The sequence below is a fragment of the Microbacterium sp. DWRC1-3 genome, assembly GCF_049896645.1.
In the GTDB taxonomy this organism is placed as follows: domain Bacteria; phylum Actinomycetota; class Actinomycetes; order Actinomycetales; family Microbacteriaceae; genus Microbacterium; species Microbacterium maritypicum.
This window is the reverse complement of sequence record NZ_JAFCUS010000002.1, coordinates 631,747-655,300: the sequence shown is the minus strand read 5'-3', so window position 1 is coordinate 655,300 and position 23,554 is coordinate 631,747. Positions and strand designations below refer to the sequence as shown.

26 protein-coding genes are annotated in these 23,554 nt (G+C 69.0%); 17 read left to right on the top strand and 9 right to left on the bottom strand.

The features are described from left to right. Positions 1-33 precede the first annotated feature (33 nt). Together ACP699_RS15835 and ACP699_RS15830 are read left to right on the top strand one after the other, a co-directional pair. Positions 34-738, top strand: a complete 705-nt coding sequence (locus ACP699_RS15835; protein ID WP_426172218.1) for a TetR family transcriptional regulator — start codon at positions 34-36, stop codon at positions 736-738. Positions 739-750: 12 nt separating this feature from the next. Further along, a complete protein-coding gene (locus ACP699_RS15830) occupies positions 751-2,013 on the top strand; it encodes a glycosyltransferase (RefSeq protein WP_426172216.1) in 1,263 nt (420 codons plus the stop codon). Positions 2,014-2,095: 82 nt separating this feature from the next. Here the strand turns inward: ACP699_RS15830 and ACP699_RS15825 are convergent, their stop codons facing one another. Beyond that, the gene (locus ACP699_RS15825; protein WP_426172214.1) at positions 2,096-3,397 is read right to left on the bottom strand and encodes an NAD(P)-binding domain-containing protein; all 1,302 of its coding nucleotides are present in this window, start codon (positions 3,395-3,397) and stop codon (positions 2,096-2,098) included. Between the two features lie 143 nt (positions 3,398-3,540). On the opposite strand from ACP699_RS15825, the gene ACP699_RS15820 reads away from it, so the two are divergent. Next, the gene (locus ACP699_RS15820; RefSeq protein WP_055871175.1) at positions 3,541-3,822 is read left to right on the top strand and encodes an ArsR/SmtB family transcription factor; all 282 of its coding nucleotides are present in this window, start codon (positions 3,541-3,543) and stop codon (positions 3,820-3,822) included. 43 nt (positions 3,823-3,865) lie between these two features. Here ACP699_RS15820 and ACP699_RS15815 read toward each other — a convergent pair whose 3' ends face one another. Continuing rightward, positions 3,866-4,231 carry a cupin domain-containing protein gene (locus ACP699_RS15815; protein WP_200935188.1) on the bottom strand — a complete coding sequence of 122 codons (366 nt, stop codon included), beginning with the start codon at positions 4,229-4,231 and terminating at the stop codon, positions 3,866-3,868. 62 nt (positions 4,232-4,293) lie between these two features. Here ACP699_RS15815 and ACP699_RS15810 point away from each other — a divergent pair, with 62 nt between their 5' ends. From ACP699_RS15810 to csrA, 14 genes are all read left to right on the top strand, one after another. Next, on the top strand, positions 4,294-4,692 hold the full coding sequence (locus ACP699_RS15810; protein ID WP_055870274.1) for a hypothetical protein: 399 nt from the start codon (positions 4,294-4,296) through the stop codon (positions 4,690-4,692). Between the two features lie 43 nt (positions 4,693-4,735). Further along, positions 4,736-6,436, top strand: a complete 1,701-nt coding sequence (locus ACP699_RS15805) for a long-chain-fatty-acid--CoA ligase (protein ID WP_127481942.1) — start codon at positions 4,736-4,738, stop codon at positions 6,434-6,436. Between the two features lie 142 nt (positions 6,437-6,578). Next, positions 6,579-6,827, top strand: coding sequence for a flagellar FlbD family protein (locus ACP699_RS15800; RefSeq protein ID WP_055870268.1), 249 nt, complete (start codon positions 6,579-6,581; stop codon positions 6,825-6,827). Further along, positions 6,827-7,636: a motility protein A gene (locus tag ACP699_RS15795; protein WP_017828232.1), complete on the top strand. Its 810-nt coding sequence runs from the start codon at positions 6,827-6,829 to the stop codon at positions 7,634-7,636. Before ACP699_RS15800 ends, ACP699_RS15795 begins: the two co-directional genes overlap by 1 nt. After that, positions 7,633-8,442 carry an OmpA/MotB family protein gene (locus tag ACP699_RS15790; protein ID WP_151487049.1) on the top strand — a complete coding sequence of 270 codons (810 nt, stop codon included), beginning with the start codon at positions 7,633-7,635 and terminating at the stop codon, positions 8,440-8,442. Before ACP699_RS15795 ends, ACP699_RS15790 begins: the two co-directional genes overlap by 4 nt. Positions 8,443-8,490: 48 nt before the next feature. Further along, positions 8,491-9,423 carry a flagellar motor switch protein FliM gene (locus ACP699_RS15785; protein ID WP_055870264.1) on the top strand — a complete coding sequence of 311 codons (933 nt, stop codon included), beginning with the start codon at positions 8,491-8,493 and terminating at the stop codon, positions 9,421-9,423. Continuing rightward, on the top strand, positions 9,420-10,079 hold the full coding sequence (gene fliN, locus ACP699_RS15780; RefSeq protein ID WP_426172210.1) for a flagellar motor switch protein FliN: 660 nt from the start codon (positions 9,420-9,422) through the stop codon (positions 10,077-10,079). Before ACP699_RS15785 ends, fliN begins: the two co-directional genes overlap by 4 nt. A 32-nt stretch (positions 10,080-10,111) precedes the next feature. Further along, entirely contained in the window at positions 10,112-10,576 is a 465-nt protein-coding gene (locus tag ACP699_RS15775; RefSeq protein ID WP_426172208.1) for a FliO/MopB family protein, read from the top strand. Continuing rightward, positions 10,573-11,388 (top strand): flagellar type III secretion system pore protein FliP, encoded by an 816-nt coding sequence (gene fliP, locus ACP699_RS15770; RefSeq protein WP_426172206.1) that lies wholly within the window; start codon positions 10,573-10,575, stop codon positions 11,386-11,388. Before ACP699_RS15775 ends, fliP begins: the two co-directional genes overlap by 4 nt. Then, a complete protein-coding gene (fliQ, locus tag ACP699_RS15765; RefSeq protein WP_017828226.1) occupies positions 11,385-11,657 on the top strand; it encodes a flagellar biosynthesis protein FliQ in 273 nt (90 codons plus the stop codon). The genes fliP and fliQ overlap by 4 nt, the downstream gene beginning before the upstream one ends. A gap of 4 nt (positions 11,658-11,661) precedes the next feature. Continuing rightward, complete coding sequence (locus ACP699_RS15760) at positions 11,662-12,423, top strand: flagellar biosynthetic protein FliR (protein WP_055877265.1); 762 nt, start codon at positions 11,662-11,664, stop codon at positions 12,421-12,423. Continuing rightward, complete coding sequence (locus ACP699_RS15755; RefSeq protein ID WP_055877264.1) at positions 12,420-13,511, top strand: EscU/YscU/HrcU family type III secretion system export apparatus switch protein; 1,092 nt, start codon at positions 12,420-12,422, stop codon at positions 13,509-13,511. The genes ACP699_RS15760 and ACP699_RS15755 overlap by 4 nt, the downstream gene beginning before the upstream one ends. Further along, positions 13,508-15,571: a flagellar biosynthesis protein FlhA gene (locus ACP699_RS15750; RefSeq protein ID WP_031205350.1), complete on the top strand. Its 2,064-nt coding sequence runs from the start codon at positions 13,508-13,510 to the stop codon at positions 15,569-15,571. The genes ACP699_RS15755 and ACP699_RS15750 overlap by 4 nt, the downstream gene beginning before the upstream one ends. Positions 15,572-15,575: 4 nt before the next feature. Beyond that, entirely contained in the window at positions 15,576-15,827 is a 252-nt protein-coding gene (gene csrA, locus ACP699_RS15745) for a carbon storage regulator CsrA (RefSeq protein WP_055870247.1), read from the top strand. Between the two features lie 13 nt (positions 15,828-15,840). Here the strand turns inward: csrA and ACP699_RS15740 are convergent, their stop codons facing one another. From ACP699_RS15740 to glmS, 7 genes are all read right to left on the bottom strand, one after another. Beyond that, the gene (locus ACP699_RS15740) at positions 15,841-16,977 is read right to left on the bottom strand and encodes a hypothetical protein (protein WP_426172202.1); all 1,137 of its coding nucleotides are present in this window, start codon (positions 16,975-16,977) and stop codon (positions 15,841-15,843) included. Continuing rightward, the gene (locus ACP699_RS15735; RefSeq protein ID WP_426172200.1) at positions 16,974-18,572 is read right to left on the bottom strand and encodes a sensor histidine kinase; all 1,599 of its coding nucleotides are present in this window, start codon (positions 18,570-18,572) and stop codon (positions 16,974-16,976) included. Before ACP699_RS15735 ends, ACP699_RS15740 begins: the two co-directional genes overlap by 4 nt. Before the next feature lie 213 nt (positions 18,573-18,785). Further along, the gene (locus tag ACP699_RS15730; protein WP_426172198.1) at positions 18,786-19,613 is read right to left on the bottom strand and encodes a response regulator transcription factor; all 828 of its coding nucleotides are present in this window, start codon (positions 19,611-19,613) and stop codon (positions 18,786-18,788) included. Beyond that, the gene (tsaE, locus tag ACP699_RS15725) at positions 19,610-20,095 is read right to left on the bottom strand and encodes a tRNA (adenosine(37)-N6)-threonylcarbamoyltransferase complex ATPase subunit type 1 TsaE (protein ID WP_371861308.1); all 486 of its coding nucleotides are present in this window, start codon (positions 20,093-20,095) and stop codon (positions 19,610-19,612) included. The genes ACP699_RS15730 and tsaE overlap by 4 nt, the downstream gene beginning before the upstream one ends. Further along, entirely contained in the window at positions 20,092-21,198 is a 1,107-nt protein-coding gene (alr, locus tag ACP699_RS15720; RefSeq protein ID WP_426172195.1) for an alanine racemase, read from the bottom strand. The genes tsaE and alr overlap by 4 nt, the downstream gene beginning before the upstream one ends. Next, on the bottom strand, positions 21,195-21,554 hold the full coding sequence (locus ACP699_RS15715) for a holo-ACP synthase (protein ID WP_017828216.1): 360 nt from the start codon (positions 21,552-21,554) through the stop codon (positions 21,195-21,197). Before ACP699_RS15715 ends, alr begins: the two co-directional genes overlap by 4 nt. Positions 21,555-21,647: 93 nt before the next feature. Beyond that, on the bottom strand, positions 21,648-23,495 hold the full coding sequence (gene glmS, locus ACP699_RS15710) for a glutamine--fructose-6-phosphate transaminase (isomerizing) (protein ID WP_127481935.1): 1,848 nt from the start codon (positions 23,493-23,495) through the stop codon (positions 21,648-21,650). Positions 23,496-23,554: the final 59 nt, after the last annotated feature.

Sequence of the window (23,554 nt, the reverse complement as noted above, 5' to 3'; positions counted from 1 at the left end):
GATTTCGCTGAACATTCGTTTAGCATTCTGAATATGCGTTCAGCATCCGCAGACCTCACGACCAGAGCGCGCATTCGCGACGCGGCGATCACACGGTTCGGCCAGCAGGGTTTCGCTGGCACCAGCCTGCGTCAGATCGCACAGGACGCTGCCGTGAGCCCGGCTCTGATCCTGCACCACTTCGGAAGCAAGGATGGGCTGCGGGAGGCGTGTGACGCGCACGTCGTGAGCGAGTTCCTCTCCGAGCGCGACGGCATGACCGGTGCGGACGCTTCACGCCTGATGCGAGAGGCGCTGGATTCGCTGGAGAAGCGCAGCGTCGCCCTGGACTACCTCGCCGGGATGCTGGTCGACGATTCCACCGCGTCCGACCGGCTCTTCGACACGTTCCTCGCCGGTACCAGAGAGATGCTCCGAGAACAGGTCGCGGCTGGAACGATGCGCGAGCAGTCCGATCTCGAAGCGACAGCCGTGTACATCACGCTCTACGGCTTGGGGCCGGTCATCCTGCGTCGCCACCTCGCCCGGGCCTTCGGAGAGAGCTCGCTGACGACCTCGTTGCTGGAGCGCTCGACCATCCCTGTGCTGGAGTTGTACACGCACGGTCTCTACTCGGACGATCGTCTGCTCGTCGCTGCGAAGGAAGCGCTGGGCAGGCACAGCGGCCCGAGCTCGGACGAGGGAGAGAACGACCCGACATCGCCACATGAGCGCGTGCGCTCCGCCACCGCGACGTGAACGGCTGAGTCGATGCGCGCACTCATCTTCACGTTCGGCACCCGAGGTGATGTCGACCCCTACGTCGCCCTTGCATCACGGCTTCAGCGGGAGGGGCATGCGGTCACCCTGTCCGCGCCCGGCGTCTACCGAGAAGACCTCGAGCGACGTGGCATCCGGTTCGAACCCATGGGCGACGCGATGCACGATGAAATGCGAGCACTGATGGCGGACTCACGGGGTCCTGTCGAAGCAGCGACGCTCGCCCGGCGCATGTCACAGGCGATGCGACGCTCCCTCTCCGAGCAGTGGACGGTGGCGCAGAAGGTCGATCCGACCGTCATCGTGTCTCACCCGAAGGCGCTGGCCGGAGTCCACATAGCCGAGCGACTCGGCATTCCCTTCGTCGCCTCGCTCCCACTCCCCTTCCTCACTCCGACGCGCGACTTCGCCATCCCGTTCGTGGCTCGCCGATTTCCCGGACCCGTCAACCATCTGAGCTATCAGTTCAACCGCTTCACGGCCCTCGCCTATGGGGGGATGATCAATCGGTTCCGCACTCAGACGTTGGGGATGCGACGAACCAGCCGGATGAGCGACTATCTGCACCGTGATGGCGAACGCGTACCGGTCCTCTACCCCTTCAGCCCCCATGTGGTTCCGCCGCCTGCCGACTACCCGGATTCCGCTCACATCACCGGCTACTGGTTCCCTGAGAACGACAGCGACGAGTGGACGCCACCGCCGGCGCTGAGGGAATTCCTCGAAGCCGGTCCTGCGATCTACATCGGCTTCGGGAGCATGGGGTTCGGAAAACCCTCAGCGGAACGGAGCAAGACGGTCCTCGAGGCTGTCCGGCACGCCGGGGTCAGAGCCGTCGTCGCGAAGGGGTGGGGCGGCCTCGACGACATCTCCGACCCGCGCATCCACGTCATCGACGAAGCCCCGCACCGCTGGCTCTTCCCCCGCGTCGCTGCCGTCGTGCATCACGGCGGGGCAGGGACGACAGCGGCCGGTCTCAGGGCGGGTCGACCCAGCCTGATCTGCCCGGTGCTGGGAGACCAGCCGTTCTGGGGATCCAGGGTGCACGCGCTCGGGGCCGGGCCGCGCCCTATTCCGCTGCGGAGAGCCACAGCGGCGACTCTCGCAGCGCGCATCGACGAGCTCGTCTCGACAGGACGCTACGCCGACAGTGCAGAAACGCTCGCGCAGAGCATCTCCGGCGACGACGGCACAGGTGAAGCAGTGCGAGTGCTGGAACGGCTCGATGCTGGCGGGGCGCCGCTGACGAGGTGAACTCCGGTGCCGGGTATCTGCCTTCTCCTCGAGCGACGAGGCCCGGGAGAGGCCCCCTCGTCGCCGCTCCCTCCGAGCTCGATCAGCCGACGACGACGGGCCGCGCACCGATCTGAAGCGTGGAGGGGGCGGCGCAGCAGCTGCCCGCGCTGTCATCGAAGTCGCCGGACCCTCCGCACACCCCGGTGTCCGGAAGCCTGAGTTCGCGGCGATCAGCTGCCTCGTGATCGCCGGCGAGGTGAGCGGCGACACTGCGCACCTGCTCGAAGCCCGTCAGCGCGAGGAAGGTCGGCGCCCGACCGTAGGACTTCGCGCCGACGATGAAGAATCCTCGCTCCGGCTGCACGAGCTCACGCGCCCCGGTCGCACCCACGGATCCGCAGGAGTGGATGTTCGGATCGATCTCGGATGCGATACCGGCGACGGCTTCGAGCGTGGGATCCAGGTCGGTCCGGAGCTCGCGCAGCATCTGCAGGTCGGGTCGGAAACCCGTGAGCGCGAACATGCGGCCGACGCCCCTGACGACGCGCCCGTCTTCGGCGATGACCGTCAGCCCTTCGGCCTCCTGCCGGAACTCGACGACGCGGAATCCGGTCACCAGGTCGACGACTCCGTCGTCGATCACCTTTCGTGCGCGAGAGCCGAGAGCCGCGCGCTCCGGCAGTTCGACGCCGGCACCGCCACCGAACACGTTCGCGGCGCTCCCCCGGCGCAGCATCCACGTCACCCGTGTTCCCGGGGCTCGCCGTGCCAGCTCGCTCAGGCGCAGCACGGCATGCGTGGCGGAGTGCCCGGCCCCCACGACGACGACGTGCGAACCCGCGAGTTCCGAGACATCGGCCGGGATCCGATAGGAGATCGCACCGGCCGCCGCGGCCTCTCCGAGAGCCGGGAAGCCATCGGCCCCGGCCGGGTTGGGAAGACCCCAGGTGCCGCTCGCGTCGATCACGGCGCGAGCGAGGAGTCGGGATTCCCGACCATCGGCGTCGACCGTATGCACGACGAACGGCTGGCTCCTGCGCCCTCCCTCGACGACCTTGTCGCGTCCCTGACGTGCGACTCCTGTGACTGTCGTCGCGTACCGGATCCGCTCGCCCAGAACCTTCGCGAGCGGCGCGAGGTATCCGCTCACCCACTCCGCCCCCGTGGGATACCCCGCCGTGGGTGCGGTCCAACCGGTCGGCTCGAGAACGCGGCGCGCGGCCGCGGCTGTGAGCTCCGGCCATGACGAGAAGAGGCGCACGTGACCCCACTCGGATACGGCGGCCGCGGGACCACGGCCGCGCTCGACGACGACCACGTCCTCCTCGCGTTCGACGAGATGCGCCGCGGCGGCGAGGCCTTGGGGGCCGGCTCCGATGACGACGACGGGAAGCTCAGACATCACATCTCCTCGGATTGAGAATCTTCAATATGAAGACTGTCTCCCACCTATCGAAGATTGTCAATACGTGACAGGATGGGCGAGTGACCCTGCCGACGACGATCGAAGCCCGCACCTGCTGCGTCCCTCCTGTCACCGCGACCATGACCGTCGAGGATGCGGAGCGCGTCGCCCGGGTGTTCAAGGCGCTGGGAGACCCCACTCGGGTCAGACTGTTGTCCCTCATCGCCGCCGGGTCCGGCGGTGAGGCCTGCATCTGCGACCTGACCGAGCCCGTCGGCCTCTCGCAGGGAACGGTCTCCCATCACATGAAGCTTCTGACCGAAGCCGGTCTGGTCACGCGAGAGCAGCGCGGCAAGTGGGCGTACTTCGCGCTGAACGCCGACGCGATGGAGGCCGCAGCCGACGCGCTCCGCGCGGTCTGAGCACCACCGCACCACCGCACCGCCGCAGGTCGTGCCCCGCGACCTATCCGAGCTCCCGGAGCTCCGACGTCATCTCTCCCCCGGCATCGCCCGTGTTGACGGTGCCCTTCGGCTCGAACAGGATCGCCTGCACCTCCTCGTCGGCTCGCGGGCAGTGCTCGACACCCTTCGGAACGACGAAGACGTCGTTCGGCCCCAGCACCACATCACGATCGCGCAACTGGATCGTCAGACGCCCGTGCACCACCATGAAGAGCTCGTCGGTGTCGGGATGGGTGTGCCAGACGAACTCTCCGAGCAGCTTCACGACCTTGACGTCGTAGTCGTTGACGCTGGCCAGCCGGTGCGGCTGCCAATGCTCGGTCATAGTTGCCAGCGCCGCCTGCACATTCCGCACATCTTCGTTCACATCGTCAGCTTAGGACGCCCGACTTCGCCGGTACTGTCGTCTCTGGGAGAAAGGAGGCGGTCATGAACGCGGTCGATGCTGTCGGAATGATCGCCGAGATCCTCTCATGGGTCGGACTCGGTGTCGGGCTCCCGCTGCTCACGATCGTGCTGCTGGTGAAGGTGCACGACGGTCCCTGGCTGCCCCACGAGGTCGTCATCCTCGAGGAGGAGGACGGCCGGGCGCGCGCCCGCTGGTTCACCGCCGGCGACTTCTGGGAGCGGCCGCTCCGGGCGGAGGAGTCCGTCCATTGGCGTGGCAGGGAGGACGCCGACGCGTTCATCAGCGCCCGACACCCGCGCCTGATGAGGTTCGAACCCCGACGCCCCCTCCTCCATGCGCTCCAGGTGCTCGGGATCACCCTGGCCGGCGTCGGCGCGGCCGCGGTCGCCGTGTCGATCATCCTGCTGTTCGTCGGCTGAGGCACAGCGCCCGCGAAACGCGATCCCGGGGGAGGATGGAGACATGCCCGACTCTCCCCTCGCCTCCCGGCCCTGGCTCGATTCCTACGCGGAGGGCGTCCCCGCCCAGATCGAGGATCCGTCGCAGACCTTGCCGGAGATGCTGTCGGCGAGCGTGAAGGCCTTCGGTCGACGCCCGGCGCTGGACTTCTTCGGAGCGGTAACCACGTACAGGGAACTCGGAGAGCAGGTCGAGCGCGCCGCTGAGGGCCTGCGCCGGCTCGGGGTCGGTGCCGGCGACCGCGTCGCTCTGGTGCTGCCGAACTGCCCGCAGCACGTCGTCGCGTTCTACGCGATCCTCCGACTGGGTGCGATCGTGGTCGAGCACAACCCGCTCTACACCGCGCGCGAACTGCGACACCAGTTCGAGGATCACGGCGCACGCGTCGCCATCGTGTGGGACAAGGCCGTCGACACGATCGCCGGATTCCCCACCGACGTCAGGGTCGAGCACATCGTGAGCGTCGACATCACCGCGGCGATGCCGCTGTCGAAGCGCCTCGCCCTGCGACTGCCCCTGCCGCGGGCACGCGAGGCCCGCGCGAAGCTCACCGGCACCCCGAAGGCGCGGCACCTCGTCACCTGGAAGAGCCTCGCCGATCACCGGCGGATCTCGCGGCGGGTGGCAGGACCGGGCCTCGACGACACTGCGCTCCTGCAGTACACCAGCGGGACGACGGGCGTCCCGAAGGGAGCGATCCTCACGCACGCGAACCTCCGCGCCAACGCGATGCAGGGACGAGCGTGGGTGCCGGGACTCGTCGACGGCGAGGAGACGTTCTACGGTGTGCTGCCGCTGTTCCACGCGTACGGGATGACGCTGTGCCTCACCTTCGCGATGAGCATCGGGGCCCGGCTCGTGCTCTTTCCCGCGTTCGATCTGGGACTGGTCACAGCGGCGGCGCGCTCGACGCCTCCCACCTTCCTTCCCGCTGTGCCGCCGATCTATGATGCTCTCGCCCGCGCAGCCTCTCGGGGGACCATCGACCTCTCGACCGTGCGCTTCGCGATCTCCGGAGCGATGAGTCTTCCGGTGGCCACCGTGAAGCGCTGGGAGGAGGCGACGGGCGGTCTGCTCGTGGAGGGTTACGGCATGACCGAGAGCTCGCCGGTCGCGCTCGGCAATCCGATGGGTCCCACCCGCCGTCCCGGCACCGTCGGCGTGCCCTTTCCGAGCACGGAGATCCGCGTCGTCGACCCCGCTGACCCGACGGTCGACGTGCCCTCCGGGGAACCCGGCGAACTCCTCATCCGCGGCCCGCAGGTCTTCCAGGGGTACTGGGGGCGGCCCGGCGAGACGGCCGACGCTCTGCTGCCGGACGGCTGGCTCCGATCGGGCGACATCGCCCAGGTCTCCTCGGACGGGTTCGTGAGCATCGTCGACCGCCTGAAGGAGCTCATCATCACCGGCGGCTTCAACGTGTCGCCGAGCGAGGTGGAAGACGCCCTCATCGCGCACCCCGATGTCGTGGCCGCCGCGGTCGTGGGTCTTCCGCGACCTCATGGCGGGGAAGAAGTCGCCGCCGCCGTCGTGCTCCGCGACGGCGCTGCTCTCGACGTGGACGCGCTGCGCGACTTCTGCCGCACCCGGCTCACCCCGTACAAGGTGCCGCGCCGCATCACCGCCGTCGACGACCTCCCCCGCTCCCTCATCGGCAAGGTGCTGCGTCGACAGGTGCGAGACCAGCTCCTCGCCGAGCGCTGATCGTCCTCCCTCATGGGATCCTCCGCCACAGGCACGACTAACGGCTGACGCCCTCCAGCCGACAGTCACCTCCGACAGCCCAGGACGGGCCGTCGGGTCCGCGCTCCCCGGAACGCGGACGGATCTTTCCAGGATGGAGCCCATGATCATCCTCACGCGCCTGAACCGTTCGCGGTTCGCGGTGAACCCCGACCTGATCGAACGTGTCCAGGCAACGCCGGACACGACGCTCATCATGGTCGACGGTGCGACATTCGTGGTCACCGAGACGATGGATGACGTGATCGCGCAGATCACCCGGTTCCGCGCCGGAGTGCTCGCCACGGCCGCCGCTCTGATCAGCACCGCCGGAACGGATTCAGACGCCCCCGCTTCCGAGGTCGGTCTCTGATGGATCCGTCTCTCATCCTCGGACTGGTCCTCGCGTTCGGTGCCCTGATCGCCATGATCAACCTCGAAGGCGCGACCATCGGATCGCTGCTGATCCCCGCCCCGATGGTGCTGGTCTTCGGAGCCACGATCGCCGTCGGCATCGCGAGCGGTACTGTGCGCGATGCGCTGCATGCGGTCAAGTCGCTCCCCCGCGCCTTCCGCGGCGAGCGCCGCACCGCGTCGAGCATGATCGACACGGTGGTCGGCTACGCCGAGAAGGCGCGCGCCGAAGGGCTCCTCGCCCTCGAGCAGGGACTCGAGGACGAGAAGGACCCGTTCCTGCGCCAGGCACTGCAGAGCATCGCCGACGGCACCGACGCCGAAGACCTGCGAACGCTGCTGGAGGATGAGCTCACCTCGACCGCCGCCCGCAACCGCACCGCCTCACGCTTCTACATGACACTCGGCGGCTTCGCGCCCACGGTCGGCATCATCGGCACCGTCGTCTCCCTCACGCACGTGCTGGAGAAGCTCGACAAGCCCGACACGCTCGGTCCCATGATCGCCACAGCATTCGTCGCGACGCTGTGGGGTCTGCTCTCGGCCAACTTCATCTGGCTGCCCATCGGCGGACGCCTCCAGCGTCTCGGCGAGCTCGAGCTCGAACGCATGACCGTGCTCATGGAGGGCATGCTCGCGATCCAGGCCGGCGCCCCGCCGCAGTTCGTCGGAGAGCGCCTGAGAGCCCTCGTGTCCGAGCGCTCCTCCGCCCGCTCTGGCCGTCGCGCCCGCACCCGAGCAGCCGAGGAGACGGAGCAGGCGTCATGAGCGTCCGTGCCCGTCGCCGCGTGCCGCAGGAGGAGCACAGCGGTCCGGATGAGCGGTGGATGGCGTCGTACATGGACATGGTGACCGTGCTGATGTGCATGTTCATCGTGCTGTTCGCGATGTCCACGGTCGACCAGGAGAAGTTCGAGGCTCTCAGCGCCTCCCTCGCCACCGGCTTCGGGCAGGAGCCGTCGGATGAGATCGACGCCACTACGGGTGTGGTCGTGCCACCGGAGCTGGTCGATGAGAAGGGCGAGGACTTCGCCGACGTCGACCTCGCCGCGGCGCAGACCGAGTTCGACGAGCTGTCAGCCCTGCGGGAGCGGCTGCGTCAGGTCCTCGCCGAGAACGGGCTCGAAGCCGACGTCACCTTCACCATCGACGAGCGCGGCCTCACGATCGGCCTCGTGAGCGCCGAGACCTTCTTCACCACGAACAGCACGACGCTCAGCTCGACGGCCGTCCTGGTCCTGGACGCGCTCGGCTCGGTGCTGGTCACCACCACCAACGAGATCTCGGTCGAGGGCCACGCCGACGTACGCGGATCGGTCGCGCCGTACCCCACCAACTGGGAGCTGTCGGCCGGACGCTCCACGCAGGTGCTGCGGCATCTCGTCGAGACCTCGGGGCTTCCGCCGGCGCACCTGAAGTCGGTCGGCTTCGGCGACACTCGCCCGATCGCAGCGGGTGACGCTCCCGAGGCGCTGGCCCAGAACAGACGGGTCGACATCGTCGTGCTCTCCGACGCGAACGAGGAGGTGCGCGCGCTCATCCCCCAGGCACAGGCGGGAAAGCCGTCCTCCTGAACCGCCTCTCGCCTAACGCACGCCGATCACCGCCCGATAGTCGGGTTCGTGGTGATCGAGGACAGCGTGCGCTCCGAAGCGCGCGCAGGGACGGTGGAGAGGACCGCCGAAGTCGAGGTGTACGACTTCGGCCGTTCGGCGACCCTCTCGCGTGAGCACACCCGTGCCCTGGAACTGGCTTTCGAGACGTTCTCCCGGCAGTGGTCTGCGCAGCTATCGGCGAAGATCCACGTGCGTGCCACCATCGCGGTCGAGCATGTCGGGATGATGACCTACGGCGAGTACGCCGAGTCCCTGCCGACCACGACCACCATGATCGTGTGCGCGCTTCCGGATTCGGAAGAGCGTCTCATCGTGCAGCTGCCGACATCGGCCGCGACCGCCTGGATCGTGCAGATGGTGGGCGGACGGGTATCCGCCGCGTCCGAGGAGCGCACCTTCACCCCGATCGAGCAGGCGCTGATCCGCTCGCTCATCGTCGATGCGATCGACCATCTCACCGGAGCGCTCGACGGGCTGCTCCCGACCGGGGTCTCCTTCAGCGGCATCCAGTACAGCTCGCAGTTCGCCCAGGTCGCGGCCTCCGGAGAGCCCGTCATCGTCGCGCGCTTCTCGATGCGCCTCGCCGGTCGCACGGTGCCGACCAGTGTGATGCTGCCGGCCTCCGTGCTCGCCGGTTTCACCGTGCGCCCTTCCGAGGACGAGCGCACAGCCGCCCCTGCCCGGATCCGTCGTCAGGTCGATCTCGCCCCCGTCGAGCTCGCGCTGCGCCTCGCACCCCGCGCCGTGCTGCCCCGTGAGGTGCTGGATCTGTCCGTCGGCGACGTGATCGCGTTCCCGCACTCCGCCGACCGACCGATGACCCTCGTCGTCGGTGATCAGACCGTCGCCACGGCGGCCGTCGGCACCGCAGGCGCACGACTGGCCTGCGTCGTGACCACCATCGTCCCCGATCCCGCTTTCGCCGAGGAGCCCGCGTGACCAGCACCACCACCTACGAGTCCGCCGTCGCCGCCGCGTTCGCCGCGTCGCTGCCGACGGCCTCTCCTCTCGTCGCGCGCGCCTCGCAGGTCTCAGGAGACACCGGCGACGCCCTGATCGTGCCGTTCGTGGGCGAGGCGAGCGCGCACCTGGCGGTGCAGCTGTTCGAGCCCGAGATCCTGGTCGACGGACTCGGCGGCACACCCCTGGCCGACCGCCTGCGCGACGCCCTCGAGACCGCGACCAGCGCACTGGGTTCCGGCGCCCTCGGTGAGGCGACGACCGGCGACGCCTCCGCGCTCTTCGCCGATCCGGCTGTGCAGCTCTTCGATCTGCAGGACGATGCCGGTCACACGGTCGGCCGCCTCGCCGTCGTCGTCACGCGCGCGCCGGCGGGCGCCTCCCACTCCTCGCGCCGACTGCACCGCATCGCGGGCGTGGAGATGGAGCTCACGGTCGAGATCGGACGCACCAGGATGGCGGTGCGCGACGTGCTCGATCTGGAACCAGGGCGCATCGTCGAGCTCGACCGCTCCGCCGGCGCCCCCGCCGACATCAAGCTCAACGGACGCATCATCGCGCACGGTGAGGTCGTCGTCGTCGACCAGGACTATGCGGTGCGCATCACCCGCATCCTCGAGAACGTCGAGGCCTGACCCTGGACGACCTCCTGCTCGGCCTGCGGGTCGTGCTCTCGCTCGCCGCAGTGCTCGGGGTGCTGTGGTTCCTCCAGCGCCGCGTCGCACGCACGCAGGCGCGTCGTCGCGACAGCGAGGCGATCACGGTGCTCGGACGCCAGGGGGTCGGTCCGAAGGCGCAGATCGTCGTGATCCAGACGGCGGATGCCCGGTACGTGCTCGGTGTCACCGAGCACGGCGTGAACGTCGTCGACCGTCTGCCGGTCGTGCCCACGGAGGAGCAGGACGACCCCGCGCTTCCGACGTGGTCGGCGGCGAGCGCCGAAGCAGCGTCAGACGCCGAGGAGTTCGACCGGATCCTCGCGGCCACCGCCCTGAACGCGTCGACGACCGTCTCACCCGCGTCGCCGGCGCCGCAGCGTCGGGTGCGGCACCGCAACGATCCGCTTCGCGGCTCCATCCTCTCCCCTGAAACCTGGCGGCAGACCGCCGAGGCCATCCGGCGCACCCGATGAGCGTCGCCCGCGTGGTCGGCGACGCTCGCGCGCTGCGACGGATCGCCCTGCTCCTCGCCGCGGCGCTCGCGCTGGTCGTCGTCGTCACACTCGTCACGGGCACGGCCGCCCAGGCACAGGTGACCCCGGACGACCAGGGCGAGGGCGTCACGATCGACATCAACGGCGTCGACGGCGGCCCCTCGGGCTCCATCCTGACGCTGCTGGGCATCACGCTGCTCTCGGTCGCCCCGGCGCTCCTGCTGATGATGTCGTCGTTCACGAAGATCTTCGTGGTGCTGGCGATGACCAGGAACGCCCTCTCACTGCCGACCATCCCCCCGAACCAGGTGCTGGCCGGTCTCTCCCTCTTCCTGTCGCTGTTCATCATGTGGCCGGTGCTGACCGAGATCAACACCGTCGCGGTGCAGCCCTACATCGACGGCGGCCTCACCTTCACGCAGGCGATCGACGTCGGCCAGCTCCCGCTGCAGGAGTGGATGCTGCGCTTCACGCGCGAGGAGGACCTCGCCCTGATGACCCGGATGGCGGGTCAGCCCAACCCCGAGGATCCCTCGAGCGTCCCGATGTACACCCTCATCCCCGCGTTCATGATCTCCGAGCTGCGGGCCGCGTTCATCATCGGCTTCGTGATCTTCATCCCGTTCCTGGTCATCGATCTCGTCGTGGCCGCGGCGCTGATGTCGATGGGCATGATGATGCTCCCGCCCGTCATGATCTCGCTCCCGTTCAAGATCCTGCTGTTCATCCTCGTCGACGGTTGGGGGCTCATCATCCGGGCACTCCTGGAGAGTTACGGAGGGATCGGATGAGTCCCGAAGCCGTCATCGACATCGGCACGCAGGGGTTGATCATCGCCGCGAAGCTCGCCGCGCCCGTGCTGGTCACCGCCCTCGTGGTGGGCTTCGCCATCTCGCTGCTGCAGTCCATCACCCAGGTGCAGGAGGTGACGCTGTCGTTCGTGCCGAAGATCGTCGCCGTGGGCATCGCGCTGCTGATCGCCGGCAACTGGATGATCGCGGAGATGATCGCCTTCACGAACGAGATGTTCGCCCGTATCCCCTCGCTGCTGAGCGGATGACCCCGTGTACATCCCGATCGACTTCGCCTGGCTGGAGGCCACGATGCTCGCCGCCGTGCGCATCACGGCGTTCATCATGATCGCTCCGCCGTTCTCCTACGGGGCGATTCCGGCGCGGGTGAAGGCGATGCTCGCGATCGGCCTCTCCCTCGCGGTGGGCACGGCCGTCGCTCCCGGCTACGAGAACCTCGACACCGGGCCGTTCCTCGGCGCCCTGGTGCTGCAGCTGGTCACCGGCGCCCTGCTCGGGTTCCTCGTGCTGCTGTGCTTCTCGGCGCTGCAGGCCGCCGGAAGCCTGATCGACGTGTTCGGCGGGTTCCAGCTCGCTCAGGCGTTCGACCCGCATTCGCTCGTGAACGGCGCCCAGTTCACCAGGCTCTTCCATCTGACCGCGCTGACGCTGCTGTTCGCCTCCGGCGGGTACCAGCTGATCCTGGCCGGGCTCGCCCGCAGCTTCGAGGCCGTGCCGGTCGACGGCATGTTCTCGGCGGCAGGACCGGCCGAGCTCCTCGTCGACGGGGTCTCCCAGATGGTGCTCGCGGCCGTGCAGATCGCGGGGCCGCTGGTGCTCGTGCTGTTCCTCGCCGACGTCGGGCTCGGACTCATCACCCGCGTCGCCCCGGCCCTGAACGCGTTCGCGATGGGCTTCCCGGTGAAGATCCTGCTGACGCTGCTGCTCGCCGGCGCCGTGTACGCCGTGCTCCCCGGCATCGTCGATGCCCTCGCCGCGCAGGCGCTGCGCATGATGCAGGGGGTGCACCAGTGAGCGGCACCGACAGCGGCGAACGCAGTGAGAAGGCGACCGACAAGCACCTCGGCGAGGCCCGCAAGAAGGGACGCCTCTCCCGCAGCCAGGACCTCACCGCCTGGCTGGGAATCGGTGCGGCGGCGGTCACCATGCCTGCGGCCATCGCCCTGGGCGCATCGGCCGGCAGCGAGCAGATGCTCACTCTGACCTCTCTGGTCGATGCCCCGACGCCGCAGGCGGCACTCGCAGCCCTCGGTCGCGGCCTCGCCTCCGTGCTCCCCACGATCACCGTGATGCTGGCCGCCGTCGCGATCGTCACCCTGCTCGGAGCCGTCGTCCAGGGCGGCGTGCACCTGAAACCGCTCACCGGCCGCTTCGAGCAGTTCAACCTCGTCAGCGGCATGCGCCGGGTGTTCGGCATGCAGGCCCTCTGGGAGGGCGCCAAGGCGCTCATGAAGACCGCGGCCATCGGCATCGCGCTGTGGTTCGTGATCGCCAGCCTGATGCCCGTGCTGACGGCGAGTGGCGCGCACTCGATCTCCCGCCTGCTCGGCACCGCGAGTGAGGGCACCGCCGCCCTGCTGCAGACCGCGATCGGCGTCGGGCTCGCCCTCGCCGCGATCGACATGTTCGTGGTGATGCGACGCAACCGCAAGCACACGCGCATGACCAAGCGCGAGATCCGCGACGAGAGCAAGAACTCCGAAGGCGACCCGCTGATCCGCCAGCAGCGACGCTCGCGGCAGCTCGCCGTGAGCCGCAACCGGATGATCGCCGCGGTCGCCGGCTCCGATGTCGTCGTGGTCAATCCGACCCACATCGCGGTCGCACTGCGGTACGAGCCGGGTCGTGCCGCCCCCAAAGTGGTCGCCAAGGGCAGCGGTGTGATCGCGGAACGCATCCGTGACGAGGCCGTGCGCGCCGGCGTGCCGCTCGTGCGCGAGATCACCCTGGCCCGGGCCCTGCACGCCGCCTGCGAGCTCGGCCAGGAGATCCCCGAAGACCTGTACAACGCCGTGGCGCGCGTGCTCGTGTTCGTCGACTCGCTGCGACGACGCGGAGCCGCGCGCGGCATCCACTCCCTTCCCTACCGGAGGACCGCATGAGACAGCTGATGACCAAGCTGATGGTGCCGATCGGAGTCGTGGGCATCATCATGCTCCTGGTCGTGCCGGTGCCGCCGTTCCTGCTCGACATCCTCATCATCCTGAACATCATGTTCGCGCTGGTGATCCTGCTCACGTCGATGTTCGTGAAGAAGCCGCTGGACTTCTCGGTGTTCCCGTCGCTCCTGCTCGTGGCGACCCTGTTCCGGCTCGGACTCAACGTCGCCTCGACCCGTCTCGTGCTCGGGGAGGCGTATGCGGGGCAGGTGATCGAGGCGTTCGGTGCGATCGCCGTCGGCGGCTCTCTCATCATCGGCGCGGTCGTCTTCCTCATCCTCGTCGTCATCCAGTTCGTCGTCGTGACCAAGGGAGCCGAGCGCGTGGCCGAGGTCGGCGCGCGGTTCACGCTCGATGCCATGCCCGGCAAGCAGATGGCGATCGACGCCGACCTCAACGCCGGACTCATCACCGACGCCGAGGCGCGAGAGCGCCGCGCCGAGGTGGCGGCCGAAGCCGACTTCTACGGCGCGATGGACGGTGCGTCGAAGTTCGTGAAGGGCGACGCGATCGCCGGTCTCGTCATCATCATCATCAACGTCGTCGGCGGCATCGCGATCGGCATCGTGCAGCACGGGATGACCATCGACGAAGCGGTGAGCACCTACAGCCTGCTCACGATCGGCGACGGGCTCGTGACGCAGATCCCCGCCCTGCTCATGGCCGTCTCCACCGGCATGATCGTCACCCGCTCCACGGCTGAGGTGGAGATGGGCACGGCGGCATCGGCCCAGCTCGGCCAGTCCCGCAACGCGCTGATCATCGCCGGATGCGCCGCGATCATCATGTCGCTCATCCCGCACATGCCGATGCTGCCGTTCGTCGCGATCGGGGCGCTGCTCCTGCTCATCGCGCAGCGCATCAAGGCGACCCAGAAGCGGGAGGAGGCCGCCGCGGCCGCGCAGAGCCCTTCGAGCGTCCCGACCGACCAGCCGGAGGAGCTCATCGAGAAGATGCGTGTGCATCCACTCGAGATCCTGCTCGCCCCCGACATCGTCGATATGGTCACCGGGGGCCCTGACGACCTGCTCGCGCGTGTGAAGGCCCTCCGGCGCCGGATCGCCCTCGATCTCGGCCTCATCACGCCGCCGGTGCGCACCCGCGACAGCATCGAGCTGCCGCAGGCGACCTACGTCATCCGCATCGCCGGGGTCGAGACCGGCCGTGGCACCGCACCGGCGGGGTCCGTGCTCGCTCTCGGCCAGGGCCTGGACACCCTCCCCGGCACCGCGACGCTCGACCCGGTCTTCGGGCTCGAGGGCAAGTGGATCCCCATGGAGATGCGCCACAGCGCCGAGTTCTCCGGCGCCACGGTGATCGACCGCGCGAGCGTGATCATCACGCATCTGTCCAGCGTGATCCACGCCCACGCCGCACGCCTGCTGAGCCGCGAGGACGTGCGCCAGCTCACCGATGCCCTCAAGCAGGTCTCCCCCGCCGCGGTCGAGGAGCTCACACCGGCGCTGCTGTCGTTGGCCGAGGTCCAACGCGTGCTGCAGGGACTCCTCGCGGAACGCGTGCCGATCAACGACCTCGGTCGCATCTACGAGGCTCTCGCACTGCGCGCCAGGGCCTCCACCGACCCCGAGGGCCTGATCGAGGCCGCCCGAGCCGCGCTCGGTCCCGCGATCGCCGCCCGGTTCGCAGATGCCGGCACGCTGCGTGTGGTGATGATCAATCCGCTGCTGGAGCAGGCGATGCTCGAGAGCCTGCGTCCGGGCGACGAGGGCAGTCAGATCGTGTTCGATCCGCAGCGCATGGAAGCCGTGGTCGAATCGGTGAAGCAGGCCGTGTCCTCGGTGCGCGAGGGCGGCGAGCCGGTGCTGGTGTGCGCGCCGTCTCTGCGGCCGGCCGTGCGACGCCTCGTCTCGGCGCAGACGGACGGCCTTCCCGTGCTCTCCTACACCGAGGCGACCGCCGCCGCCCTCACGATCGAGACGGTCGGGGTCGTGCGGGACATCCCCGCTCCTGCGGTCGGCGTCGTCCCCGCAGCACTAGGCTGAACGAATGCTGGTTTTGACGAGGCGGATCGGTGAGAGCGTGCGCATCGACGGCGACATCGAGATCACGCTGCTCGAGATCAAGGGCGACAGCGTGCGGATCGGTGTGAAGGCGCCCCGCGAGACGCGCATCCAGCGCACCGAGATCATCGAGGCCGTCGTCGCCGAGAACGTGTCCGCCGCTGCCGAGACCGATGCCGGTGCGGAAGAGGCCATCGCCGCTGCCCTCGCTCGGGGCCGGGAAGCCCGACCCTCCTAGTCGAAGGTCGACCTCAGGCGGATGCCAGGTCCGCCACCGTGGCCCGCTTCCATTGGTCGCCGCCGGCAGCTCGCGCCCTGTCCGCCGCACTGCCCGCCGCGGTGACGAGGGCGTCATAGTCGTAGCCGAACACCGATGCGGTCGCCCAGCCGATGCTCGCCGACGACCGGATGCCCCTCACCGCGGTCTCGGTGTCGATCACCGAGATGCGCGTCAGGATCTCGCGCAGATGATGGCGAACCGACTCGTCGCTGCCGCGGATGATGACCATCGCACGGCCGTCGGCGACTCGATCGGCATCGGCCGACGCCGGCAGGGTCTCCTCGATGTCCTGGTGGAAGCGATCGACGATGAGGGCGAACGCCGCCCCCGTCGACGCCTCACGGAGGTCGGCGGGATCGTCCAGCCGGATGTCGAGGATCGACCATGGCTGGTCGCTCTGCGCCTCGGCCTTGCGCAGCCGTCGACGCGCGCGTTCGGCGATGTCACCGGCAGCGTCCTTCTTCTGCTCCGATCGCACCAGCAGCACCAGCGTGAACGCCGCACAGATGCTGACCACGACGGTGCCGACGGCGTTGAGACCCCGCAGTGCGCTCAGCTGGGCCTCGGTGCCGGCACCACCGGAGATCAGTGCGATCGCGGCGCTCACGAGCGCGACCACCACGAAGCCGCATGAGGCGAGAGCCAGCGGCAGCACGATGTCCCTGACGGCTGATCCGTCGCGCAGCAGCTCGTAGGCCACCAGGCCTGCGAAGACGGCGCTGCCGAGGAAGACGAGCTGGAACGCGGGCATGTACCAGCCGGTGCCGGCCGTGGCCACCAGGAGAGTGGGAGAGGCCAGGACGAACAGGACGATCGGCCACCGACGGGCCCGCCGCCCGAAGTGCATCCGCAGACCGATCCAGACCAGAGGTTCGAAGCACAGCAGGAGCGCGGACGCCGCCCCTCGCAGCATCGCGACGTCCGTCTGCTGGCCGGCGAGCCAGAGGTAGGCCCCGAGCATCCCCAGGCCGAAGGCGCCGCCCCAGGCGACCGTCGCCCTGCTCGGACGGGCGAGCGTGCCGAGCCCCACGACCATGACTGTGAGCACCGTGACCACGGCCACCATGCTGGTGGTGATGTCGACGTTGACGGGAACGAGAGGGTTCACGCCTGTACCTCCTCGGGGGAACGCGGCGGGAATCGAAGTATCACGCGGGTGCCGATCCCCCGCTCGCTCGAGACGTCGATGCTGCCTTCGTGCGCAGCCACGATCTCCCGCACGATCCCCATGCCCAACCCTGTGCCGCTGATGCCGGCGCGCACCGCCCGCTCCGCGCGGAAGTACGGCTCGAACACCCGTGACAGCTCCTCCGGCGTCATCCCGAACCCGTCGTCGATGATCGAGACCTCCGCCTGACCGGTGGCGGCCGTGTCGATCGCGACGTCGATGCGCCCGCCGGCCGGGGTGTACTTGGCGGCGTTGCTGAGGAGGTTGTCGAGCACCTGTCGCAGCCGGAAGGGATCGCCGGAGATCACGAGGCTCGTCGCTCCTGCGATGACCAGCTCCTGCCGGTTGCCAGAGAAGACCGGTGCGTACGACGCGGCGGCCTCGTCGACGACCTCGCGCAGGTCCACGGGGGCGAACGGCTCCTGCGCGGTGCGACTCGTCTGCTGGAGGATGCTCGCGACCAGGTCCTGCATGCGCTCGCCCGCGTGCGCGATGATGTCCAGCTGCGCCGGCACGCGCCCGGGGAGGTCTTCGCGCTCACGGAGCAGGTCGACGTGCCCGATGATCGCCGTGAGCGGATTGCGCAGCTCATGGGAGACCACGGCGTTGAAGGCGCGCCGCTCCTCGTCGGCCTCGAGCAGGGCCGTCACGTCGTCGATCACGACGAGCGTGATGTCCTCCCCCTCGCCCGCACTGGCCATCGACTGCGTGCTCACCTCGAGTGCACGCCACTGCCCCCTGCCGTCGAACAGCCATACCCTCTCGGCCTGCAGCTGCTCCCCGCTGGCGGCCCTGGCCAGCGAGGTGCGCGAGGGCGGCAGCGCGGTGCCGCGCCGCGCGTCGTACTCGACGGAGGCCGAGGGCAGCGCCGCGCCGAAGCGGTCGCGCCCGTAGAGCGCACGGTAGGCGTCGTTCATCTGGAGGACGCGCCCACTCGTGCTCACGACCACGAGCGCGACCCTCAGCGCATCGACGATCTGTACGACCCGTCGCTGATTGGCTTCGGCCCGCTCGGCCGCACGATTGACCTGCTCTGAACGACGCTGCAGCAGCCGACGCGCGGCACGGGAGCGCTGTGAGCCGATGCGGATCGTCACCCCGAGGAAGCCCAGTGTGATCACGAGAGTGAGCAGCCGCAGCAGGATGTCGGCCGGCGCGCCGCTGTGATCCGCGAACGCCACGAGGGTGGCGCTGATGAAGGCGATGCCGCCGAGCACCCACGGCAACGTGAAGTAGGTGGCCAGCCAGACGACGGGGAAGACCCAGAGGAAGCCGAGCCTGATGTCGGGGGCGTTGGTGGTGAGCCCCACGGCGAGCGCATCCAGAAGCGGCACGGCCGTCGCCGCGGTGCGCGGGAGTCGATGCCACGGCACAGCCAGGGTCGCCACCGTGGTCAGAATGACGAGACCGAATCCGGCGACCACGAGGGGGTTCGCGAAGGTCTGGGGCTTGAAAGCGGTGATCATGACGACGATCGCCACGATGCTGGCGGTGAAGACGAGCTGCCAGCGCCAGATAGACACCGTGCGGACCATCAGTGCCCACCCTCCCCTTCGAACCTCAGCTTTGCCGCAAGATTACTCAAAGATCGTTCGAGCCCGCTCTTCAGGCGACCTCTCGCCTCTAGCATTCTCAGTGGGGGCCGACACTGCGACTGGGGCACAACGCAGACGCTGGGGCCGCGCGAGTGGGGATTCGCAGGCGATCGGGGCCGTGGTTGGGGAACCACGGCCCCGCCCCCTCGGCTCTCACGAGCCCTCGTCCGACGTGAGCCGGTAGCCGACGCCGCGCACGGTCTCGATGTAGCGCGGCTGCGTCGTGCTGTCGCCGAGCTTTCGTCGCAGGTTCGCGATATGCGTCTCGATCGCCCTCTTGTCCGGCTCGCTCACGTAGTCGTTCGACCCCGGTGGCGCAGCGCGCAGCCCTCGGGCGAGATCGGCTTTGCTGCACACCCGCTTCCCGGCCTCCAGCAGCATCGCGAGCAGGTCGAACTCGGTCGGTGTGAGTTCTATCCGTCGCTGCCCGATCAGCACCAGTCGCGTGTCGAGGTCGAGGCTGAGATCGCGGTGCACCCTGCCACGCCACGTCAGGACCGTCGCTCCGTCCAGCGCCTGCTCTGCGCCGGGATCGGACCTGCCGTTGTCCGGGAGTCGAGGGCCGGGCACGCGCGCGTCGGCGACGCCGGGGGCCGGAAGCCGCGGACGCCGCAGAAGGGCCTCGATACGGGCGCGGAGCTCGCGCGGGCGGAAGGGTTTGACCAGGTACTCGTCCGCTCCCGAGGTGAGCCCGAGGACCACGTCGGACTCTTCGGAGAGTGCGGAGAGCATCATGATGAAGGTGTCGCTGACCCGCCGGATCCGTCGGGCGACCTCGAAGCCGTCGATGCCGGGAAGGTTGATGTCGAGGGTCGTGATCACCGGATGGTGCTGTTCGACGGCAGCGAGCCCCTCGACGCCGGAGCCCGTGAGGATCGTCTCGAAGCCTGCCGCGAGGAACACCTCGTCCAGGAGTGATCGCACGTCGGGATCGTCTTCGATGATCACGGCGACGAGTGCGGGCGTCGACGTCGAGGTCATGCGGCGCTCTCGCGCACGATCGTGACGATCCTCGGCGCATCCGAATCGAGCTCCGAAGGGTCGAGGTCGTCCGAGGACCCCACAGGCCGCTCCACCTCGATGTCCCACCAGGAGTCGGCCAGCTCCTCGGCCATGCCTCTGCCCCACTCGACCACCACGACGGAGCGCTCGAGGTCGAGGTCGAGGTCGTCGAGCTCCGCCGCCGAACCGAGGCGGTAGGCATCGACGTGCACCAGTGGCGCTCCGCCGACCAGCGAGGGGTGCGTGCGGGCGATCACGAAGGTGGGGCTCTGCACGGGACCGCGCACCCCCAGCCCTTCGGCGAGCCCGCGGGTGAAGGTGGTCTTCCCCGCTCCGAGCGGACCCGTCAGGACGAGGAGGTCGCCGGCTTCCAGCTGTTCGCCGATGCGCAGGCCCAGCTGCTCCATCTCCTCGGCGGTCGCGATCTCCCGACGACCGAGGAACGCAGGGTCCACGCTCACGAGGCCCGCCGGGGCACGCGGGGACCGATGCGGGTGACGATCTCGTAGTTGATGGTGTCGGCGGCATCGGCCCAGTCCGCCGCTGACGGCACGCCGAGGGTGGGGTCGCCGAACAAGACGACCTCGTCGCCGATCGAGACCGGGGTGTCTCCGACGTCGACGACGAACTGATCCATCGCGATGCGTCCGACGTTCACGAACCGGCGTCCGCCGATGGAGACCGGGAGCTTCCCCGACGCGTTGCGCGGCACGCCGTCGGCGTATCCGAGAGGCACGAGGACCAGCGTCGTGTCGCGGTCCGTGCGATGGTCGTAGCCGTAGGAGACGCCCGTCCCGGCCGGCACTCTGCGCACGGCGGCGATCGCCCCCCGCAGCGTCATCGCCGGACGCAGGCCGAGCTCGGCGGAGCTGCGGTCGTCGAACGGCGACAGTCCGAAGAGCCCCACGCCGATGCGCACCGCATCCAGGCGCATCTCCGGCAGATCGATGGCAGCGGCGGTCGCGGCGATGTGCCGGATCTCGGGGTGGATGCCGAAGGACGCCGCCGCGGCGACCCCCTCTTCGAACTTCGCGAGCGCTGCTCTGTCGTCTTCCGCCGAGGTGTTGGAGAGGTGACTGAACAGTCCGACGATGCGAAGGCGTCCGATGCGTTCGAGGCGCGCGGCCTCGGCGAGCACACGCCCCCAGTCCGCCGGGGCGATGCCGTTGCGCGACAGACCGGTCTCGAACTTCAGGTGCACCCCCACCGGGCGGTCGACCGCAGCAGCGGTCGCGGCCGCCTCGAGCTGATCGAACGACGAGATCCCGACTTCGATGTCGTGGGCCGCCGCCTGCTCGAACCGCTCCCCCGGAGCATGCAACCACGCCATGATCGGTGCATGCACACCCTGCCGGCGCAGCTCGAGCGCCTCGGGGATCTCGGCGACGCCGATGCGGGTGGCACCGGCCGAGAGCGCCGCGACTGCAGCCATCGCCGCGCCGTGGCCGTAGGCATCGGCCTTCACGACGGCGATCACCTCGACGCCGGTCAGGCGTCGGAAGTGCCGCACGTTGTCGGCGATCGCGTCGAGGTCGATGCTCGCTTCACGGAAGGGGGCGGTCACAGCGGTGCTCCTTCGGCGACGACGAACGCCGCGGCGAGACCGGCGTCGTGGGTGAGGGTGAGATGCAGCGTGAGGATGCCCCGTTCTTCGACGACCGCGGCCGTCGACCCGGACAGCACGAAGTGCGGTCGCCCCGAGGGCTCGGAGGCGATCTCGATCTCGGTCCAGTGCACGCCGTCGGAACCGCCGAGCGCCTTGATCAGCGCCTCCTTGGCGGCGTAGCGCGCGGCGAGGGAGGGAAGACGGAGAGTGCGCTCGGAAGGGGCGAAGAGCCGCTCACGCAGCCGCGGAGTCCGCTCCATCGTGCGCTCGAACCGTGGGATGTCCACGAGGTCGATGCCGGTGCCGATGATCACCCGTTCAGCCTACCGAGCGTGCGTTCGGTTGAAATCGCCCAAATGGCTCCGTTCCCGTGGAAACGAAGCCATTCAGGTGATACGAGAAGAGCCTTACTCGACGGTGACCGACTTGGCGAGGTTGCGCGGCTGGTCGACGTCGAGGCCCTTGGCCGTGGCCAGTGCCATCGCGAAGATCTGCAGCGGCACGACGGCGAGCAACGGCTCGAACATCGCCCCGGCGAGCGGGATGTGGATGACCTCGTCGGCGAACGGCAGCACCGCAGCGTCGCCCTCCTCGGCGATCACGATCACCCGGGCACCGCGCGCGCGGATCTCCTGGATGTTCGAGACGACCTTCGAGTGCACGAGTGCCGAGTGACGCGGGGAGGGGACCAGCACGAACACCGGCTGCCCCGGCTCGATGAGCGCGATCGGACCGTGCTTGAGCTCACCGGCGGCGAAGCCCTCGGCGTGGATGTAGGAGATCTCCTTGAGCTTGAGCGCACCCTCGAGCGCGATCGGGTAGCCGACGTGGCGCCCCAGGAACAGCACCGAACGCGTGTCCGCCATCCATCCGGCGAGCTGGGTGACGTGCTCCTGCTCGCTCTCGAGCACCTTGGCGATCTTCTCCGGAAGCGCCGCGAGCTCTGCGACGTCGACCGAGGCGTCGGCGATCGCGCCGCGCACCCGACCCATGTGCAGGCCCAGCAGAAGGAGCGCGGTGATCTGCGCGGAGAACGCCTTGGTCGAGGCCACAGCGACCTCGGGTCCGGCGTGGGTGTAGACGACGGCATCCGACTCGCGCGGGATCGTGGCGCCCTGCGTGTTGCAGACCGACAGCGTGCGTGCGCCGCGTTCGCGGGCGTACTTCACGGCCATCAGGGTGTCCATGGTCTCGCCCGACTGGCTGATCGACACCACGAGCGTGTCGGCGCCGATCACCGGGTCGCGGTAGCGGAACTCGTGGGCGAGTTCGACGTCGACGGCCACGCGTGCCCACTGCTCGATCGCGTACTTGCCGACCAGCGCCGCGTAGGACGCAGTGCCGCAAGCGGTGATGATGACCCGGTTGATGCCCACGAAGAGCTCGTCCAGTCCGTCGAGCTCGGGGATGACGACCTGGCCGTCGTGGATGCGCCCGCGGATCGTGTTGGCGACGGCCTCGGGCTGCTCGGCGACCTCCTTGGCCATAAAGCTCGACCATCCGCCCTTCTCGGCGGCGGCGGCATCCCAGGACACGTCGAACGGCTCGGGCTCGACGGGCGTGCCGGCGAAGTCCATGACGGTGACGGACTCCGGCGTGATCGAGACGATCTGGTCCTGGCCGATCGCGAGCGCCTTGCGCGTGTACTCGATGAACGCGGCGACGTCGGAGCCGAGGAAGTTCTCCCCTTCGCCGAGGCCGATCACGAGCGGGGAGTTGCGACGGGCGCCGACCACGAGGCCAGGGTGGTCCTGGTGCATCGCCAGCAGGGTGAACGCGCCCTCGAGGCGGTTCACGATGCTGCGGAAGGCCAGCTGCAGGTCGCCGCCGTTGCCGGCGTACTCGCGTCCGAGCAGGGCAGCGGCGACCTCGGTGTCGGTCTCGCTGCGGAACACCACGCCGTCGGCGAGGAGCTCGTCACGCAGTGCGGAGAAGTTCTCGATGATGCCGTTGTGGATGACGGCGAGCTTGTCGTCGTCTGCCAGGTGCGGGTGCGCGTTGCCGTCGGTCGGCCCTCCGTGCGTCGCCCAGCGGGTGTGTCCGATCCCGGTCGACCCATCGGGCAGAGGCGCGTCGGCGAGCGAGTCGCGCAGCACGGCGAGCTTGCCCGCCTTCTTGCGCATGCCGAGCACGCCGTCTCCGTCGATGACGGCGACACCCGCGGAGTCGTATCCGCGGTACTCGAGGCGGGCGAGGCCTGCGAGAAGGATGTCCTGGCTGGGGCGCGGGCCCACGTATCCGACGATTCCACACATGGGATCAAGAGTAAGACGGTTTTTTTGCGAGTCGTCCGTACATTCTTCGGACGGCGACG